The sequence below is a fragment of the Thermus tenuipuniceus genome (assembly GCF_002964845.1).
Taxonomy (GTDB): domain Bacteria; phylum Deinococcota; class Deinococci; order Deinococcales; family Thermaceae; genus Thermus; species Thermus tenuipuniceus.
Genome location: NZ_PRDA01000033.1, coordinates 19698 through 37802, shown reverse-complemented (window position 1 = coordinate 37802; position 18105 = coordinate 19698). Strand labels below are relative to the sequence as shown.

Annotated in this window: 14 protein-coding genes and 1 pseudogene; 13 read left to right on the top strand and 2 right to left on the bottom strand. The window is 68.2% G+C overall.

What is annotated here, in order from left to right; translation table 11 throughout:
* The first annotated feature begins 21 nt into the window (after positions 1 to 21).
* From C2847_RS09795 to nagA, 13 genes and pseudogenes are all read left to right on the top strand, one after another.
* The gene (locus C2847_RS09795; RefSeq protein WP_128415166.1) at positions 22 to 933 is read left to right on the top strand and encodes an NHL repeat-containing protein; all 912 of its coding nucleotides are present in this window, start codon (positions 22 to 24) and stop codon (positions 931 to 933) included.
* Position 934: 1 nt separating this feature from the next.
* On the top strand, positions 935 to 3490 hold the full coding sequence (locus C2847_RS09790; protein WP_105318174.1) for a DUF4832 domain-containing protein: 2556 nt from the start codon (positions 935 to 937) through the stop codon (positions 3488 to 3490).
* A 2-nt stretch (positions 3491 to 3492) separates the two neighbouring features.
* Positions 3493 to 4242, top strand: coding sequence for a hypothetical protein (locus tag C2847_RS09785; protein ID WP_105318173.1), 750 nt, complete (start codon positions 3493 to 3495; stop codon positions 4240 to 4242).
* A complete protein-coding gene (locus C2847_RS12855) occupies positions 4211 to 6304 on the top strand; it encodes a hypothetical protein (RefSeq protein ID WP_105318172.1) in 2094 nt (697 codons plus the stop codon). The genes C2847_RS09785 and C2847_RS12855 overlap by 32 nt, the downstream gene beginning before the upstream one ends.
* Entirely contained in the window at positions 6301 to 6762 is a 462-nt protein-coding gene (locus C2847_RS09775; RefSeq protein WP_105318171.1) for a hypothetical protein, read from the top strand. The genes C2847_RS12855 and C2847_RS09775 overlap by 4 nt, the downstream gene beginning before the upstream one ends.
* A gap of 89 nt (positions 6763 to 6851) precedes the next feature.
* Positions 6852 to 7421, top strand: coding sequence for a hypothetical protein (locus tag C2847_RS09770; protein ID WP_105318170.1), 570 nt, complete (start codon positions 6852 to 6854; stop codon positions 7419 to 7421).
* 114 nt (positions 7422 to 7535) lie between these two features.
* Positions 7536 to 8363, top strand: a complete 828-nt coding sequence (locus tag C2847_RS09765; protein WP_164835698.1) for a carbohydrate ABC transporter permease — start codon at positions 7536 to 7538, stop codon at positions 8361 to 8363.
* Positions 8350 to 9177, top strand: coding sequence for a carbohydrate ABC transporter permease (locus C2847_RS09760; RefSeq protein ID WP_105318168.1), 828 nt, complete (start codon positions 8350 to 8352; stop codon positions 9175 to 9177). Before C2847_RS09765 ends, C2847_RS09760 begins: the two co-directional genes overlap by 14 nt.
* An 8-nt stretch (positions 9178 to 9185) precedes the next feature.
* Positions 9186 to 10616 (top strand): endo alpha-1,4 polygalactosaminidase, encoded by a 1431-nt coding sequence (locus C2847_RS09755; RefSeq protein ID WP_105318167.1) that lies wholly within the window; start codon positions 9186 to 9188, stop codon positions 10614 to 10616.
* A gap of 10 nt (positions 10617 to 10626) precedes the next feature.
* Complete coding sequence (locus C2847_RS09750) at positions 10627 to 11871, top strand: ABC transporter substrate-binding protein (RefSeq protein WP_105318166.1); 1245 nt, start codon at positions 10627 to 10629, stop codon at positions 11869 to 11871.
* Positions 11865 to 13094: a Gfo/Idh/MocA family protein gene (locus C2847_RS09745; protein ID WP_105318165.1), complete on the top strand. Its 1230-nt coding sequence runs from the start codon at positions 11865 to 11867 to the stop codon at positions 13092 to 13094. The genes C2847_RS09750 and C2847_RS09745 overlap by 7 nt, the downstream gene beginning before the upstream one ends.
* Positions 13091 to 14374: a family 4 glycosyl hydrolase gene (locus tag C2847_RS09740; protein WP_105318164.1), complete on the top strand. Its 1284-nt coding sequence runs from the start codon at positions 13091 to 13093 to the stop codon at positions 14372 to 14374. The genes C2847_RS09745 and C2847_RS09740 overlap by 4 nt, the downstream gene beginning before the upstream one ends.
* A pseudogene (gene nagA / locus C2847_RS09735) lies at positions 14361 to 15448 on the top strand (N-acetylglucosamine-6-phosphate deacetylase). Before C2847_RS09740 ends, nagA begins: the two are co-directional and overlap by 14 nt.
* A gap of 41 nt (positions 15449 to 15489) precedes the next feature.
* Here nagA and C2847_RS09730 read toward each other — a convergent pair.
* Positions 15490 to 16848, bottom strand: a complete 1359-nt coding sequence (locus tag C2847_RS09730) for an MFS transporter (protein ID WP_105318163.1) — start codon at positions 16846 to 16848, stop codon at positions 15490 to 15492.
* 24 nt (positions 16849 to 16872) lie between these two features.
* On the bottom strand, positions 16873 to 18102 hold the full coding sequence (locus C2847_RS09725) for an MFS transporter (RefSeq protein ID WP_164835697.1): 1230 nt from the start codon (positions 18100 to 18102) through the stop codon (positions 16873 to 16875).
* Between the last annotated feature and the right edge of the window lie 3 nt (positions 18103 to 18105).

Below are 18105 nucleotides of genomic sequence, written 5' to 3'. Positions count from 1 at the left end.
TTTTTGCAGGAGGTGAGGAAGGTGCGTGGAGTTCTCGGATGGATCCTGGTAGCCCTGATGGTTTCGGGAATGGCCCAAAGGGCCTACATCGGCAACGCGGGCAACAGCACCCTGCTGGTGGTGGACCTGGCCCAGGCCAAAGTCCTGGACACCTGGGGCCCCTTCGCCCAGCCGTGGAGCGTGGCCTACGGCGGGGGGAAGGTGTACGTGGCCGAGTACGTGGGCCGGCCCGATGCCCCAAGCCCCGCGGGCCGCGTGGTGGAGCTGGACCAGAAGGGCAAGGCCCTGCGCACCCTCAAGGGGGCCCACTACCCCATGGGGGTGGCCTATGGGGAGGGAAGGGTCTACGTGGCCTCCAGCGCAGTGGACTGGACAGGGGCCGTGCGGGGCAAGCCGGAGGTCCTGGCCTACGGGCCAACCGGGGAGGAGCCGGTGTGGCGCTACCCCTTCCCCGGGGAACGCCTGGGCTATCCCCAGTCCCTCCTGGTGGAGGGCAGGACCCTCTACGTGGCCACCACCTGGGGGCTTCTAGCCGTCTTGGACCTGGAGCGGGGAACGGTGGCGGCGGTCTTCGCCCTCCCTGGGCTTCTCAACCCCATCCGCGGCCTGGCCAAGGACGGGCAAGGGGGGCTTTACCTCACGGGGAGCAAGGAGGGCGTGGGGCGGGTGGTACACCTGCCTAAGGAGGCTCTGGCCGCCCGGGGGGAAAGCGCCGTGGACCTGAGCGCCCAGGGCCGCATTCTGGCCGATGGGCTTCCTGACCCCTGGGGGGTGGCCCGGGTGGGCCGGGCCCTATACCTGGTGACCAGCACCGACCGGGTGGGGGGCAGCGGGCCCGGGGGGCTTTGGCGGCTGAACCTGGATTCGGGCAAGGTGGAGCGGGTGCTGGTCCTGCCCACCCGCTACACCCTGGGGCTGGCGGTAGAGGAGTGAGATGCGCCTTCTAGCGGTTTTCCTCCCCCTGGGCCTCCTGGCCGCCTGTGGGGGGTTGATCTCCCAAGCCCCGCCCCCTGGGGACCTCACCCCCCTTTACCGCGCCCAGCCCGAGGGGGTGTACAAAGGCGGGAAGCTCCTGCCCCTCTACGGCCTTAACTGGTTTGGCCTGGAAACCTGCGACCGCGCCCCCCATGGGCTCTGGTCGGGGCGGAGCGTGGCGGAAATCCTAGCCCAGGTGAAAGGCTACGGCTTCAACGCCCTGCGCCTCCCCGTGGCCCCCGAGGTGCTGAGGGACCAGGGGCAGGTGGCCTCCTGGGCCAGAACTGGGGACCCCGCCTACCCGGGTAGCCCATTGTCGGGCCTGCGCTACGTGTTGGAGAAGGCCCAGGGCCTAGGGTTTTACGTCCTCTTAGACCTGCACACCTTCCGCTGCAACCTCATTGGGGACCAGCTTCCCGGAAGGCCCTTTGACCCCGCCCGGGACTACAGCAAACAGGACTGGCTGGAGGACCTAAGGCGCCTGGCGCGACTTTCCCTGGAGTTCCCCAACGTCTTCGGCATCGACCTCTTCAACGAGCCTTACCAGCTCACCTGGGCGGAGTGGAAGGCCCTGGCCCAGGAGGGAGCCCAGGCGGTGCTCTCAGTAAACCCCAGGGTGCTGGTGGCGGTGGAGGGGGTGGGGAACGCCTCCGCCAATGGGGGCTACCCCGCCTTCTGGGGGGGGAACCTCACCGAGGCCCAGGACGGTCTGGGCCTGGGGGACCGGCTCCTCTACCTGCCCCACGTCTACGGTCCCTCGGTGCACCAGATGCCCTACTTCTCCGACCCCAGCTTCCCCGAGAACCTGCCCACCATCTGGGATACCCACTTCGGCCACCTCTCCACCCGGGGGCTCCCCTGGGGCATCGGGGAGTTCGGGGGACAGTACACGGGCCAGGACAAGGTTTGGCAGGACCGCTTCGTGCGGTACCTGCGGGAAAAGGGGGTGAAGGTCTGGTTCTACTGGGCCCTGAACCCCAACTCCGGGGACACGGGGGGCATCCTGGAAGACGATTGGAAAACCCCGGTCTGGTCCAAGATCCGACTCCTGCAAAGCTTGATGACGGCCCCCTCGGGCCAAGCCTTTGACTTTCTCCCCGCGGAGGGGGAGGTGGTGAACCCCGAGCGGGGCTTTGCCGCCGACTCCTACTACCCCAACGAGCCCACTTTGGACGCCGCCGCCAAGGTGGCCGAGGCCCGGGGCCGGGGCTTCGAGGTGCGCCTCATCCGCCGCACTTACTACCTCCACGCCTTCGCCAGCTTGGACACTCTGCCTCAGGGGTTTCTAAACACCCTGGCCCAAGACCTCCAGTCCGCCCAGACTGCAGGAGTGAAACTCATCCTCCGCTTTGCCTACCGCCCGGACGAGAACCGCCAAGGGAGCCCCACCTACTGCGACCCCCCCAAGGAGCGCATCCTGGCCCACCTGGCCCAGCTGGGCCCCGTCCTCCGGGCCCATAAGGGGGCGATCGCCTACCTCGAGGCCGGCCTCATCGGCCCCTGGGGGGAGTGGCATTCCGCAAGCCCCGAACAGGCCCTCATGGACCCCTTGCCGGGGTACAACGAGGGGGCCCAGCCCCCCTGTGGCCGGCAAAACTATGACCGCAAGCTCCCCAACGCCAAGACCTTGGAGATCGTCCAGGCTCTCCTGCAGGAGGTGCCGGGCCGCCTGGTGGCGGTGCGCTACCCCATGGCTAAGGCCAAGCTCCTGGAGCTTTCCGCCGGGGGGACAGCGGGCACCTACCCTTCTCCCTCCTCCTTCGCGCCCTTGACCACCTCCGAGGCCCACGGAAACACTCTCAAGGCCCGCCTGGGGGCTCACAACGACTGTTTCCTGGGTTCAGAAAACGACTACGGCACCTACTACTACACCCCCGGGCCCCAGCAGGAGCGGGAGAGGGACTACTGGAGCCAGGACACCCGCTTCACAGTGATGGGAGGAGAAACCTGCACCCCGCAGCCCTACATTCCGCCCGGGGTGACGGACCCTGCGGGCTACGTGTACCGCCAGTTCCAGCGCTTCCGCTTCAACAACCTGAACCTTAACTACCACCCCAACTTCATGACCTGGTTGGCCGGACAGAGGTTCGGCCCGGACACCCTTCTGGAGGCTCTCAAGCGGGACCTGGGCTACCGCCTGTACCTGCGGCGGGCGGAGGTGAACCGGGTCCATCTCTCCCCCGGCCAGGATCTGGCCCTAAAGCTCTACCTGGAAAACCAGGGCCTTGGCGGCATGTACAACCCAAAGAATCTGGATCTGGTCTTTGTGCGGGAGGAGAACGGGCTGGAGGTGGCCCGCACCCTGCAGGCGAACTTTTACGGCCCTCCACCAGGGGAAGAAGCGGTCTACACCTACACGGCAAGCGCCCCCAACCAGCCCGGCACCTACGCCCTCTGGCTCAAGATCTACGACCCGGACCTGCCCAATGACCCCCGGTACAACATCCGTCTGGCCAGCCGCCTAGAGTACCGAAACGGCAGGAACCACCTGGCCCTTTACGTGCACGTGAGGTGAGGATGCGGAGGACCCTTTTTGCACTAGGCCTAGCCCTCGGCCTTTCTTTAGCCCAAGGGCTTTTGTTGGAAAGCGACCTGGTCCAGGTCCTCGAGGTACCCCCTGGGGGCGAGGCCCGGGGGGTGGTGCGCCTGCGGAACGGTGGCCAGACCCCCCTGGCGGTCTCCCTCTCCCTGGAGGACTACCGGGAAGGCCAGGGGTTTTTGCCCCTGGGGCAAGCCCCCCGGAGCCTGGGGCCCGAGGGGGTGCGCCTGGAGGCCACCCGTCTTCTCCTGGCCCCGGGGGAGGCGCGGGAAGTGGGCTTCACCGTGCGGGCCCCGCAGGGCCTCGAGGGCACCCGGTATGTGGCCCTCCTCCTGACCCCAGAGGGCCAAGGGGGGGGCCAGGGGGGCGGGGAGGCCGCGCGGGTGGGGCTCCAGCTGGTGCAGCGCTACGCGGTGCTCATCCTGGCAAGCCACGGGGGGGAGGCACAGATCGCCTTCACCGGGGCCAGGTTCCAGGAGGGACGGCTCTTCCTAGAGGCGGAAAACCGAGGAAACCGCTACTACTACCCCCAGGCCCGCTACCAGGTGGTGGGAAGCGGGGGCGTGGTGGCGGAAGGGGCTTTGGGCACTTTCCTCTTCCTCCCCGGGGGGCCCAAGCGCTTCCCCGTCCCCTTGCCCTCACTGGCCCCTGGGGAGTACCAGGTGGTGGTCTTCCTGGATGACGGAGCGAAGGCCTATGCCGTTCGCACGCGCCTTAGCGTTCGCTAGCCTCCTGGCCCTGGCCTGGGCCAAGCCCCTGGTGTCTTTGGAGGGGTACCCGGGGGAGGCCAGGCTTCTGGTCTTCCAAGGCGCGGGGCCCGTGGAGGTGCCGGAGGGCTTCCTCCTCCTCCTGCCCCCGGAGGCGGTGGACGGGGTGGTGAGCCTGGCGGTGCGGGTGCCCTCCCTTCCCCCGGGGCAGTACCCCTTCCGGGTGGGCGGGGAGGCCTACCCCTTCCGCATCCTCCCCCGGGCCAAGGCCCTCCTCCTCCCCCCTCCTCCCCTGGAACTGGCCCCAGGGGAGGAGGCCTGGGCGGAGGTGGGGGTGCGGAACCTGGGGAACGTCCCCCTGCCCACCCCCAGGGCCTCAGGGCTCGGGGTGGAGGTGCGGCGGGTGGAGGCCCCTTCCGCCCTCCCCCCTGGGGGGGAAGGGAGGGTGCGCCTCCTCCTCCGGGGCACGGGAAAGCCGGGCCGGGTGCTCCTGGAGGCGGAAGGGGCGTGGGCCGAGCTTCCCGTGATGGCCAGGCCCGCGCCCCCGCCCCCCTTCCACGACTGGGCCCGGCTGCCAAGCCGCCTGGTGGCGGAAACCCCCGGGCGGGTGCGCCTGGAGGGCCAAGGCACCCTCCCCGGGCCCGAAGGCCAGGCTTTGGGCCGGCTGGCCTACCGCCTCTCCCCCGAGGCGGCCAGCCTGGACTTTTCCGGAAGCGACTGGGGCTTCGGGGTGGGCCTCGGGGCCACCTCCAGCCTTTCCCTGCGCTATGCGCCAAGGCCCTACAGCCTGGAGGCTTTCCTCTCCACCGGCGGCCAGGTACGCCTGGGAGGCGCCTATGCGGAGGGGGGGCTTCGCCTGCAGGGGCGGCTGGGCCTTTTGCCCTCTTTTGAGGTCCTCTCCCTGGGCCTCGGGTACCAGGGGCAGGCAGAGGGGCTCAGCTACGGAACGCAGGCGGGTTGGGAAGGGGGGGTGGGCCGCCTACAGGCCAGCCTGGGCCAGGGCCCCTGGCGGACCAACGCCCACCTGGACACCCGGGGAGGCTTCGGCCTGCAGGGGGTGGCTTCCGTGGGCGGGGGCTGGAACCTGGGGGCGGGGGTGATGGGCGGACAGGAGCTTTGGCTCCAGGGGGTCTTGGGCATTCCCGTGTGGGGCACGGTGGAGGTGCGGGGGGAGTACGCCCCCGGCTCGGGCCGCTACCGCCTCACCCTCTTCCACGTGGAACAAGACCCCAGGGAAGGCCTGGTGCAACAGCTCTTCTGGGACGGGGAGGCCCTGCGCTACGGGGTGGACTACCGCCTACGGGCAGAGGACCTCACCCTCCGGGCCGGGGCCAGCCTGGGGACCCGGGGGGGCGGGGGGGTGCGCTTGGGCCTCGAGGCCTTTCCCCTTACCTTCCAGGCCAGCGCCAACCTGGGCCCGGACCTGAGGCCCACGGGCTTTTCCCTCGCCGGGGCCCTGGCCTTTGACCTGCCCCTCTACCCCATGCCCTGGCCCGAGGTGCGCCTGAGGTTCGCCGACCTGGAAGGCCGCCCCCTGGCCGCCTCTGTAGCCGTGGGGAGTTACCGCTACCAGGCGGGGCCGGAGGGCCTCCTGGTCCTCCGCCTTCCCCCGGGGCGGCACACCCTAAGGGCCCTGGGGGGCCTGGCCTTCGCCAACGGGGCGGGCCTGGCGCAGGAGGTGGCCCTGGAGGCCAAGCCCCAGGAGGTGCACCTCGCCTTGGCCAAGGCCCATACCCTTCGTCTGGACCTATTCCCCTGCCCCCCCAAGGAGGAACGCCTCGGCTTCGTCTACGGCCTTCCCGGGCTCAACCCCGAGGCCCTCTTGCGCCAGGCGCGGGGGGCCTTCCGCACGGGCCCCAAGGCCCATGCCCTGCGCCCTGGGGAGGCGGCCCTCCTACCCGAAGGCCGTCTGGAGGTGGCCCTCGAGGGGCCCCTGGCGCGGGCCTACGCCCTGGCCACCCCCACGGGGGAACCCCTCACCGCCCTGAAGCTGGAAAGGGACATGGTGCTTAGGGCCTGCCTGGTCCCTTCGCCCAGGCCCTTGGATGTGCAGGAGGTCCCGTTGCAGGAGGAAAGGCCATGAGGAAAGCTTTGGTTGCCCTCGCCCTTGTCCTGGGGGACGCCCTGGCCCAGTCGGTGGAGCTGGTGTCCCTCTCCTCCGAAACCCGGGCCGCCACCTGGAGCCAGACCCTGCAAGGGCAAGGCCTTTGGACTTACCAGGCGGAGCTCCGCTATGCGGCTCCCGCTTCCGGCACCTACAAGGTGCTGGTGCAGGTGGTGCCCGCGGGGGCCCACGGCCTCACCCTGCGGGGCTACCTCACCCCCGGCACCCCCACCCGGGTTTCGGGAAGCGGCGCCCTCGGAAGCTTGGCTTTCACGGGCCGCACCCTGATGCCTTCCACCTACCAAACCCTCCTCCAAGGGGTGGGGAACGTGCAAGGGCACCTTCCCCTCACCCTGGAGCTGGAGGCCCAGGCCCAAGGCCCCCTGCCCCCGGGGTACCTCTTCCTGCAGGTGAACGTGGTCATGATGCCCGAATAGCACCCCTTCGGGCAAAAGGGCCCTTGCTTGGAAAGGGCCTTTTTGGGTACAAAGATAGTGGGGTAAACCCCAAAGGAGAGGTGAGACCTATGCGGAAGATCACAGCGGTTCTCTGGGCTTTGGCCCTAGCCCTGGCCGGCGCGGCCTTGGCGGACGCCAGCGACAGCAAGACCTTCACCGTGACGGTTACAGCAGTAGAGAGCGTGCAAATCGTAGCATCCCTAACCGAGATTGACTTTGATAACACTACGACGGCTGATGGCTATAGGGTTTGCGCAAACGGCGCGAGAAACCAACAAGGAGTATGGATTAAACCCTTCTGCGGCGTCTACCCTACCATTAACTACTCCACCAACTACTCCAGCAACAGGCAGCTGTTGGCCAAAGCAACCGTTTCTGGTGCGAGTGCTACCCCTGTGATAGTGCGCTTTAAAAAGCAGGCCACGTACGTACCCTCTGGGCCAGGGCAAGGGGGTGTGTGGGCTTTCACAGGAGAATACGTAGACCTGGGTTCCACCGACACCCCCATTGTCACGAACATCGGTAGCGGCTCTCACGCCATAGGCCCCGTCATTGAGATCATTTTTGACACAACCAACGAAAAGCCATCTCCTGGAATTTACAACGTGACTCTAACCGTCACCATTACGGCTCAATAGTTCCCTCATTTCACCTCAGAGGCCGCGCGGAAGCGCCGCGCGGCCTGCCCGTTTTCCCCTTTTTCGGGCATGGCCATCCCCCTAAGCCCCCGCCCCCGTGGGAAAATAGGGCTCATGGGCAAAGGCTTGGTGGGATTCCTCCTGGCCGGGCCCTCCACCTCCGTGGTCCTGGCCTTCGCCCTCCTGCCCATGGGCTTTTCCGCTTACCTCTCCCTCACCTCCTGGAGCGGCCTGGGAGGGGCGGAATGGGTGGGGCTGGAAAACTACCGCCAGCTCCTCCAAGACCCCCGCTTCGCCCGTTACCTTTGGCAGACCCTCACCTACGCCCTCTTTGCCGTGCCCCTCGGGGTGGTCTTTCCTCTGCTGGTGGCCTTGGCCATCCACAACCTGAAGGGGTTTTGGGCTGGGGTTTTTCGCGTCCTCTTCTACCTACCCCTGGTGACAGGGGTGGTGGCCACCGCCCTTTTAGCCCAAGCCCTGGTAGGGCTTTTCCCCCAAAACCCCTTCGCCCGGCCCGAAAGCGTCCTCCCCGCCCTGGCGGCTTTCAGCGTGTGGCAGGGGATGGGCTCGGCCATCCTCCTCTATTTGGCAGGGCTTTCCCGCTTGCCCAGGGAGCTTTACGAGGCCGCGGCGGTGGACGGCGCAGGGCCTTGGGCTTCCTTCTGGCACGTGACCCTGCCGGGGATCCTCCCCGTGGCCAGCCTGGTGCTGGTCCTGTCCACCATCGCCTCCCTGCAGGTGTTTGAGGCGGTGCTCTTCCTCACCCGCGGGGGGCCGGGGGATGCCTCCACCACCCTGGCCCTTTACATCTACACCACCGCCTTCCGCTACTTCCGCATGGGCCAGGCCACGGCCATGGCCTGGGTGGTGGCGGCGGGGCTTTTCCTTTTGGTCCTAGTCCAGCGCCGATTGGAAAGGAGGCTTGCGGATGCGGAGGCGTGAGGCCTTCTTCCAGGCCCTTTTGGTAGCCCTTTTGGGCGGCCTTGGCCTCCTCGTCCTCTACCCCTTCCTGTGGATGGTCTTCACAGGGTTCAAGCCCCCCGCCGAGGCCTACGCCTGGCCGCCCAAGATCCTCCCCGAGCGCTGGACCCTGGAACACTACCGGGCCCTCTGGGAAGCCCTCCCCGTGGGGCGGGCCCTTTGGAATAGCCTCTGGACCTCCGCCTTCTTGGCCACCAGCAACCTGGTCCTGGCCTCCCTGGCGGCCTACGCCTTCACCCGGCTTCGGTTTCCCGGCCGGGAAGCCCTCTTCGGCCTCCACATCCTCTCCATGCTCCTCCCCTGGCAGATCACCCTCATCCCCACCTTCCTCCTGGTGCGGAGCCTGGGCCTGGTGGACACCTTTTTGGGCCTCCTCCTCCCCAGCCTCACCAGCGGCTACGCGGTGTACGTGCTGGGCCAGTACCTGAAGAGCTTCCCGAAGAGCCTCGAGGAAAGCGTCTTGGTGGACGGGGGCACCCCCCTCACCGTCCTCCTGCGGGTGGTCCTGCCCCTCTCCCGGGGGGCGCTGGCGGTGCTTTGGGTCCTCCTCTTCCTGGGCTACTGGCAGAGCTTCATCTGGCCCAGCGTGGTCCTCTCCTCCCCCGACAAGATGGTGCTTCCCGTGGCCCTCCTAGCCATCCAGAACTACCATGCGGTGAACATCCCCCTGCTCATGGCCGGCACCACCCTGATGGCTGTGCCCCCGGTGCTGGTTTACCTCTTCTTCCAACGGGCCCTGCGAAACCCGGAGCTCTTCTCCGGGTTTAAGGGATAGGAGGTGCTATGCGAAGGGTGCTTTGGCTTTTGGCCCTCATGGCCTCAGCGGCGGCCTGGGCCCAGGTGGACCCCAACCATGTAGCTCAGGCGGTGCGGCGCACCATCAAGATTGGCGGAGGACTGGAGCAGTGGCGGGGCCTCCCCCAGTACCCCGTGGTCCTCTCCAACACCTTCCCCGCCAAGCCCGTGGCCCACAAGGGGTATTTCAGCGTGGCTTGGGACGAGAGGAACCTCTACATCCTGGGGGTCTTCGAGCAAAAAGCGGCCACAGTCAAGGCGGTTTTGCCTGCGGACCACCCGGAGTGGTGGACGGACGACACCATGGAGGTGTTCCTCAAGCCCAACCCCAAGGGGGTGGAGGTCATCCACCTGGCCGCCAACCCCAAGGGCACCCGCTTCAAGGCCTACACCTTCACCACGGACTACGCCACCTCCGGGCGGGTGGAGGCGAGCCGCTGGGTGCTGGAATGGGCCATCCCCTTCGCCTCCCTGAAAACCCCTCCCCCCAAGCCAGGGGAGGTGTGGGCCATGAAGGTGGGCCGGGAGCACCAGGCGGCCCAGGAATACCCCCTCTGGCCCATGGGCGGGGACTACCACGCCCCCACCAACTTCGGCTACCTGGTCTTTGTGGAAAAGCCCCAGGACGCAGCCGCCCTCGCCCAGCGGGCGCAGGCAGCCTTGGGGGTGGAACCCCCCATCAAGAGCCGCCTGCAGGACATCGCCAGCTACGCGGTCTACTACGGCAACGACCCCGCCGAGGCGGCCAAGCTGGTGAGCTTTGACCTGGCCATCGTGCAACCCTCCCTGCCCAAGGAGAGCCTGGCCCTCCTGAAGCGGAATGGGGTCAAGGTGGTGGCCTACCTCTCCGTCGGTGAGGCGGAGCCCGGGCGGGACTACGGGCGACCCCTGCCCAAGGAGTGGCTCCTGGGCCAAAACCCCAATTGGGGGAGCTACTTTGTGGACGCCAACCAGAAGGGGTGGCGGGAGCTCATGCTCCGGCTGGCGGAGGGCTACCTCAAGGCGGGGTTTGACGGGCTCTTCCTGGATACCCTGGACACCGCGGACCTCTACCCCCAGGTGGCCCCGGGGCTGGTGGCCATCGTGCAGGCCCTGAGGGAGCGCTTCCCCAAGGCGATCCTGGTCCAGAACCGGGGCTTCCGCCTCCTGCCCAAGACCGCGGAGCTGGTAGATGCGGTCATGTACGAGAACCTTTCGGCCATGTACAACTTCCAGGAGAAGAGGTACGTGGCCGTGAGCGGCGACCCCACCCCCGTCCTTCCCTACGCCAAGCGGGGCCTCGTGGTCCTGGCCCTGGACTACGCCCTCCCCGAGGAGGCCGAGCTCATCCGCCACGCCTACGTGCGGGCGCGGGAGTTGGGCTTTGTGCCCTATGTGTCCGTGGTCTTGCTGGACAGGGTTTTCCTGCACAACCCTTAGGAGGTGAGCCATGAGTAAGGCAGTTTGGCTTATGGTTTTGGCGCTGGGTTCGGCCCTGGCCCAGGTGCAGTACGCTACCTGGGACGGGACGCGGCAGAAGGTAGACGAGCGGCTCCTCAAGGCCTTCAGCGAGGCCACGGGGATCCAGGCGGTTTACAACCTGGTGCCCTGGGGCACCTATTGGCAGAAGGCCTCCGCCATGGTGGCTGGGGGAACCACCTTTGACGTGATGTGGATGAACCTGGACAACTTCCCCTTCTACGCCTCGCAAAAGGCCCTCTCCCCCATTCCCCTCTCCCAAGAAGCCCGGGGCCTCCTCCCGAAGGGGGCCTTAGACCTCTACACGGTGCGGGGACAGGTGCTAGGGCTCCCCTTGGGGCCCCAGGTGGTGACGGTGTATATCAACCGCAAGCTCTTCCAGGAGCGGGGGGTGCCCATCCCCAAGGACACCTGGACCTTTGAGGAGATGCGGGAGGCGGCCAAGAAGCTCACCTTCACCCGTCCCGACGGGAAGAAGGTCTGGGGCATCAACGCCATGGACCTGCAGATCGACTCCGAGTACGGCATGGCCTTCTACTACTCTAACGGAGGCACGGGGATCCTCAAGAGGGTGGGCGACCGCTACGAGGCCAACCTGGACGAGGCCTTCAGGGATGCGGCCAAGAGGCTTCTGGACCTCATCTACGTGGACAAGGTGTCCCCAGGGCCGCAGGAGAGCACCCTGCAAGGCTACCAGCTCTTCCAGGCGGGCCAGATGGGAATCTACGTGCTGGGGAGCTGGATGACCGAGGTGTGGAAGACCTCCCCTGAGCTGGACTGGGCCTTTGCGCCCCTGCCCGTGATGAAGAGGGGCCTCGAGCCCGTGGGGGTCTACAGCGTCCACGCCTTGGTGGTCCCCGCGGCCAGCCGCAACAAGGAGGGTGCGTATAGGCTTGCGGAGTGGTACACCACCAGCGCCCAGGCCAACCGCATGGTGGCCGGCGCAGGCCTCATGTCCACCCTGGCGGACCGCTACCGGAGCACCTACCTGCAGGCCCTCCCCGGGCGGAACGGGGAGGCGGTCTTCCGCCAGCTTCCCCGCATGGTGGTGCGCCACGCCGATGTGCGCAACCTGAGCAACCTCCCAGAGGTCCTGGACGCCCTCTACAGCGCCATGAACCTGGCCTGGACGGGCAACCTTCCCTTGGATAAGGCCATAGAAAAGGCCCGGACGGATATGAACGCCCTTCTGCGGAACAGCAAACCCCTATGGTAGACCTCCTCGTCCTGGGTGCGGGCAGCCGGGGCTTCGTGTTCGCAGAACACGCCCACGCCCTGGGCGCCCGCATCCTGGGGGTGGCGGACCCCCGGCCCGAGCGGCTTGAGGCCTTCCGGCAGGCCTTCCACGTGGCGCACACTTTCCGGGACTGGCGGGAGGCGTTGGAGAGGCCCCAGCTGGCCCAGGCCGCCATCGTGGCCCTCCCCGACCGCCTGCACAAGGAAGCCGCGGTGGCCCTCATGGAACGGGGCTACCACCTCCTCCTGGAAAAGCCCATCGCCCCCACCTGGGAGGAGGTATGGGAGGTAGCCCAGGCCAAGGAGCGCACCGGAAGGATGGTGGCCGTGGCCCACGTCTTGCGCTACACCCCCTACGCCCAGGCCCTGAAGCGCCTCCTGCAGGAGGGGGCCATCGGGGAGCCCCTTTCCGTGCAGCACCTGGAGCCCGTAGGCCACTGGCACTACGCCCACAGCTTCGTGCGGGGGAACTGGCGCAAGGAGGGGGAGTCCAGCCCCTTCCTCCTGGCCAAGAGCGTGCACGACCTGGACTGGCTGCTTTTCGTGATGCCGGGGGAGGTGCGGCGGGTGGCTTCTTTCGGGGGGCTTTTCCACTTCCGCCCCGAGAACCGGCCTCCTAAGGCGGCTTCCCGATGCCTGGAATGCCCGGAGGAGGTGGAGCGGGCTTGCCCCTTCTCGGCGAGGCGCATCTATCTGGAGGCCTACGAGGGGGGGGAAAGGGGCTGGCCCCTGGACGTGGTGGCCCACCCGGTGACGGGGGAGAACCTGGAGGGGGCTTTGGCGGGGGGCCCCTACGGGGAGTGCGTGTACCTGGGGCGAAACGACGTGGCGGACCACCAGGTGGTGGCGTTGGAGTACGGGGACGGGCGGACGGCGAGCCTGCACGTGGAGGGGCTATCCCGGATGCGGTTTCGGGAGACGCGGGTTTTTGGCACGGAGGGGGAGTTTTTTGGGGACGGGCGGTACCTGCGGGTCTACCACTTTGTGAAAGGAGAATGGTTCATTGACCTGGAAACGGAGCGGGAGGGTTCCATCCGCACGGGGCACGGGGGTGGGGACTTTGGGCTCACCCGGGCCTTCTTGGAGGCGGTGGCCCGGGGGGATGAGGGGCTTCTGGAGCCCTTTGCTGAGGCGGTGTTGGCCCACCGTCTCACCTTCTTGGCGGAGGAGGCGCGCAAGGAGGGAAGGGTGGTGGAGGTATGAGCTTAGGCATCGCCCTGATAGGGGCGGGGAGCGCCGTCTTCACCCGCACCCTCCTGGTGGATCTCCTCCTCTCTGACCTCGAGGACCTTGACCTCCGCCTGGTGGACCCGGACCAAAAGCGGCTAAGCCGGGTGCAGGCCATGGCGGAAGCCTTGGCCCGGCGCCTCCCTCAAAAAACCCTCCGCGTCCGCTCCCTGCCCCTGGCAGAGGCCCTAAGGGGAAGCCAGGTGGCCATCCTCACCGCCGACGTGGGGGGCGACGAGGCCCTCCAGAGGGACTACCAGGTCGCCCTCCGCCACGGGGTGGATCAGACCATCGGGGACACCCTGGGCCCCGGGGGGCTCATGAAGTTCCTCCGCAACGCCCCTTTGGTGGACGAGGTGGCGGAGAGGTTTGAGGGGAGGATGGTCCTCAACTACATGAACCCCCTCTCCCCTCTCACCGCCCTCCTCTGGGCAAGGGGGGTGGAAGCCCTTGGCCTTTGCCACTCCATCCCCGAGACGGCCAAGACCCTGGCCCGCTACCTGGAGATTCCCGCGGAAGAGCTTTCCTACCAAGCCGCGGGGGTCAACCACCTCTCCTGGTTCCTGGAGCTTCGCCGGGGAGGGGAGGACCTCTACCCCCGCCTCCGGGCCCTGGCCGAGGGCCCCCTCTGGCGGGAAGACCCGGTGCGCTTTGAACTCCTGCGTTACTTCGGGCTCTTTCCCTCGGAGTCCAGCGCCCACGCCTCGGAGTACGTGCCCTACTTCCGCAAGGGGCAGGAAGCGGTCCACCGCTACTTCGCCCCAGGAGGGCCAGGGGATAGCGGCTACTACGCCAAGACGCACCCAGGGTTTGTGCGCCAAAACGCGGCCTACCTGGAAAGCGAGGCCCTGAGGGAACCCTTGGAGAGAAGCGGGGAGTACGCAGTACCCCTCCTGGAAGGGCTTTTTCTGAGCCAAGAGGTCGCCCTTTACGCCACCTTGCGGAACCAAGGGGAGCTGCCCCAACTCCTCCCCGGTCCGGTGGAGCTTCCCGTGGTGGGGCAAGGGGGCAAGCTCCGCCCGGTGCCCACAGACCTTCCCCCGGGCCCCGCGACCCTCTCCCGGAGAGCCCAGGAGGTCCACGCCCTTTTCGTCCATGGGTACGTGGACCAAGACCCTAGCCTTCTGCTCCAGGCCTTGGCCCTAGACCCCCTAACTGGGGCCCTTCTTGACCTTCGGCAGGTGGAGGCCCTCTTCCGCGACCTGATCCGACATAGCCCTTCCCCTTTGCCCAGGTTCCTCTATGCCCACGCTTGAAGGCCACATCCTCACCCCCACCGGTTTCGTCCGGGGCAGGCTCCACTTCTCCGAGCGCATCGAGGCCGTAGAGGAAGCCCCGTGGAAGGCCCCTACCTCCTCCCTGGCTTCCTGGACCTCCACGTCCACGGCGGAGGTGGCCATGAGGTCATGGCCGGCAACGAGGGAGTAGAAGCCACCCTCCGCTTCCACCTCGCCCACGGCACCACCGGCCTCCTCGCCACCACCGTCACCGCACCCCTCCCCCAGCTGGAACAGGCCCTCAAGGGGGTGCAAAAGACCCTGGCAAGCCCCCTGGGAGAAGTCCTCCTCGGCGTCCACCTGGAAGGCCCCTTCCTCTCCCCCCAGCGCCTCGGGGCCCAGCCCCCCTTCCCCCTCCTCCCGGACCCAGAGGTGGCCGGCTGGCTCCTCTCCTTAGCCCCGGTCCGGGTCCTCACCCTGGCCCCCGAGCTTCCGGGGGCTTTGGACCTGGTGCGCTTCCTGGTGGCAAAGGGGGTGCGGGTGCAGCTGGGACACACCGCCGCCACCTACCGGGAGGCCCTGGCCGCCCTGGAAGCCGGGGCCTCCGGCTTCACCCACCTCTACAACGCCATGGCCGGCCTCCACCACCGGGAGCCGGGGGTGGTGGGCCTGGCCCTGGAGCGGGGGGCTTGGGCGGAGATCATTCCCGATGGGCTCCATGTCCACCCCGCCGCCCTCAAGCTGGCCCTGAAGAGCATCCCCGGCCTCTACTTCGTCACCGACGCGGTGGCGGCCGCAGGGATGCCGGACGGGGAGTATCCCCTGGGGGCCCACAGGGTGGAGAAGCGGGGGGAGGGGGTGTGGCTTGGCGGCTCCCTGGCGGGGAGCACCCTCACCATGGACCAGGCCCTGCGGAACCTGGTGGCCTGGGGGGTGCCCCTGGAGGAGGCGGCCAGGCGGCTCGCCGCGCTCCCCGCCCGCTACCTGGGCCTAAGCGACCGGGGGGAGATCGCCCCGGGCAAGCGGGCGGACCTGGTGGTCTTGGACCAGGAGCTCCGGGTGCAGGGGGTGTTCGTGGGTGGACGGGCGGTTTCGGGCGGGCCCACCACCTGAGGGCTGAGGGCCCCGCCCTGGGGCAGACCGCGAAAGGGCGCTCAGCCCGGCCCAGCTTCCCCGGAACCCTTGGTCTCCCCGGGCTTGAGGGGCGGAAGGCCCCGCAGGGGCCAGGCCACTAGGACGGCCAGCAGGGCCAGGCCGGCGGCCAGGAGGAAGGCGGCCTCGAGGGCCTGCACCAGGGCCGGACCCGTGGCGTGCCCCCCGGGGTTGACCACCCCGCCCATGAGGGCCACCCCCACCGCCCCCCCTAGGAAGCGGGCGAACATGATGGCCGCGGTGAGGGCCCCCAGCTCCTCCCGCCGAACTCCCCCCTGGGCGGAGACCAAGAGGGTCAGCATGCTGAACCCCATGCCCACCCCGGCCACCAGGCCGAAGACCCCTGCCACCTCCAGGGGTAGGTTTCCGGCGAAGGCGTAGCCCAAAAACCCCAGGGTAAGGAGGAGGAACCCCCCTTGGGCTAGGCGGGCCACCCCCAGGGGGACCAGGAGCCTCGAGGCCACGATGGAGGCCGTGGTCCAGCCCACGGTCATGGGGGTCAGGAGAAGGCCCTGAGCCAGGGGGCCCGCCCCCCGGGCGTCGGCGAAGAGGGGCACGTAGGCCACGGCCCCATAGTAGGCCGCCCCCGCCAGCAGGTTGCCCCAAAAGGCAACGCGGGAGAGCCGCTCCCGGAAGAGGGAAAGGGGCAGCAAGGGGGCCTCCGCCCGGGACTGGTAGGCGAAGGCCAGGGGCAGGAGGAGGAGCCCCAGCAGGGCAAGCTCCGAGCGGGCCTGGAGCCCCCACACCAAAAGACCGCTGGCCAGGGCAAAGAACAGGCTGGGGAGGAGGGGAAGCCGCACCGGATGGGCAGGAGCGTCCCGGTAGCTCCGCCCCACCAGGTAGGCGGCCAGGAAGCCGAAGGGAAGGTTCAGGTAGAAAACCCACCTCCAGGAAACGTAGTGCACCAAAAGTCCCCCCAGGGTGGGGCCCAGGAGCCCGGAGATTCCCCATACCCCGCTGAAAAACCCCTGGACCTTGGCCCGCTCCCCCATGGGGTACATCTCCCCCGCCAAGGTGAAGGTGAGGGTCTGGACCCCACCCCCGCCAATGCCCTGGATGACCCGGCCCAAGATGAGCCAACCCATGCTGGTGGCCATCCCCGAAAGGGAGGAGCCCAGGAGGAACAGGGCCACCGAGGCCAGGTACAGGCGGCGCCGCCCGTAGAGGTCGGAGGCCCGGCCCCAGAGGGGCCCGGTGATGGTGAAGAAGAGCAAGTAGACCATGAAGGGGAGGGCGTACAGCTCCTTGCCCCCCAGCTCCCTGACCACCGTGGGTATGGCGGGGGCCACCACGCTGGTGTCCAAGGCCGCCAGAAAGAGGCCCAGGACCAGCCCCAAGGTGACCGGGTTCATGCGAGCCATGGGCCAAGTATACGCCCCGGCCCCCTAAGCCCGCAGGGCGATGCCCACCCCCACCAGACAGAGCAGGGCCGCCAGGAGGAGGGCGGCCTCCACCCCCAGAAGATGGGCTCCGCCAGCGATCAGCAGGCTGCCCACCGGGGTGCTGCCTAGGAAAAGAAGCTGAAAGACACTGCTCACCCGCCCCCGCAGGCGGTCTGGGGCCAGGAGCTGGGCCAGGATGTTGGCCTGGGTGGAAAAGGCTACCCCGCTGAGCCCGAGGAGCAGGAACAGAACCGCGCTCAGGGCGTAGGTGTGGGAGAGGGCCATGGCCCCCAGGACCAGGCTGAAGGCCGCGGCCAGGAGGGCGATGCGCCGAAGGCCGGGGGCACCCCCATACAGGGTGCCCAAGGCACCTGCCAGGGAGCCCAGGCCCAGGAGGGCCCCCAGGCCCCCGTAGGCCCCGCTCCGGTCCACCAGGTGGAGGACGTACCCCCCCACCAAGGGCAGGATCACGGTGAAGTTGTAGCCAAAGGTGCCCACGAAGGCCACCAGGAGGGTCAGGCGCCGGAGCTCCCGTTCCTGAAAGAGGAAGCGGAGGCCTTCCCGGAGTTCAGGCCAGAAGGGCTCCCCTGGAGGTAGCACGGGCCGGGGACGGCGACGGGCCTCCATGCCCCAGAGGGCCCAGAGGACCGCCAGGTAGCTGAGGGCGTTCAGCCAGAACACCGCCACCAGCCCCAGGGGGCCAATGAGCAGCCCCGCCAGGGCCGGCCCCAGCACCCGGGCCACGTTCAAGGAGGCCGAGTTCAGGGCGAAGGCGTTGGCCATGTGCTCCGGTCCCACCAGGTCCGCCACGAAGGCCCGGCGGACGGGCTGGCCCAGGGCGTTCACCGTGCCCTGCACCAGGGCGTAAAGGTAGAGCAGGGGTAGCTGGACCCGCCCCAGAGCCAGGAGGAGGGCGAAGAGGGCCGAGAGGACCATGGCCCCCGCCTGGGTGCGGAAGACCAGGCGGTAACGGTCGGTGCGGTCGGCCACCACCCCGCTCACCAGGGCTAGGGCGAACACCGGGAAGAACTGGGCGGCGGAGAGAAGGCCCACCGCTCCTGGGGAATCGGAGAGGCGCAGGACCAGGAGGGCCTGGGCGGTGTTCTGCATCCAGGTCCCAGTGAGGGACACGAGTTGCCCGAAGAAGTAGCGTCGGTAGTCCCGCACCTCTAAGGCCCGCCACCCCTGGCGCAAGCGCGCCAACCGGTTGCCGAAAGTCCTACCCCGTCTCATGGT

Coding starts and splice junctions, on each gene's coding strand:
- C2847_RS09790 (WP_105318174.1), top strand. CDS start 935: ATGCGCCTTCTAGCGGTTTTCCTCCCCCTGGGCCTCCTGGCCGCCTGT.
- C2847_RS09760 (WP_105318168.1), top strand. CDS start 8,350: ATGCGGAGGCGTGAGGCCTTCTTCCAGGCCCTTTTGGTAGCCCTTTTG.
- C2847_RS09785 (WP_105318173.1), top strand. CDS start 3,493: ATGCGGAGGACCCTTTTTGCACTAGGCCTAGCCCTCGGCCTTTCTTTA.
- C2847_RS09750 (WP_105318166.1), top strand. CDS start 10,627: ATGAGTAAGGCAGTTTGGCTTATGGTTTTGGCGCTGGGTTCGGCCCTG.
- C2847_RS12855 (WP_105318172.1), top strand. CDS start 4,211: ATGCCGTTCGCACGCGCCTTAGCGTTCGCTAGCCTCCTGGCCCTGGCC.
- C2847_RS09770 (WP_105318170.1), top strand. CDS start 6,852: ATGCGGAAGATCACAGCGGTTCTCTGGGCTTTGGCCCTAGCCCTGGCC.
- C2847_RS09725 (WP_164835697.1), bottom strand. CDS start 18,102: ATGAGACGGGGTAGGACTTTCGGCAACCGGTTGGCGCGCTTGCGCCAG.
- C2847_RS09730 (WP_105318163.1), bottom strand. CDS start 16,848: ATGGCTCGCATGAACCCGGTCACCTTGGGGCTGGTCCTGGGCCTCTTT.
- C2847_RS09755 (WP_105318167.1), top strand. CDS start 9,186: ATGCGAAGGGTGCTTTGGCTTTTGGCCCTCATGGCCTCAGCGGCGGCC.
- C2847_RS09765 (WP_164835698.1), top strand. CDS start 7,536: ATGGGCAAAGGCTTGGTGGGATTCCTCCTGGCCGGGCCCTCCACCTCC.
- C2847_RS09740 (WP_105318164.1), top strand. CDS start 13,091: ATGAGCTTAGGCATCGCCCTGATAGGGGCGGGGAGCGCCGTCTTCACC.
- C2847_RS09745 (WP_105318165.1), top strand. CDS start 11,865: ATGGTAGACCTCCTCGTCCTGGGTGCGGGCAGCCGGGGCTTCGTGTTC.
- C2847_RS09775 (WP_105318171.1), top strand. CDS start 6,301: ATGAGGAAAGCTTTGGTTGCCCTCGCCCTTGTCCTGGGGGACGCCCTG.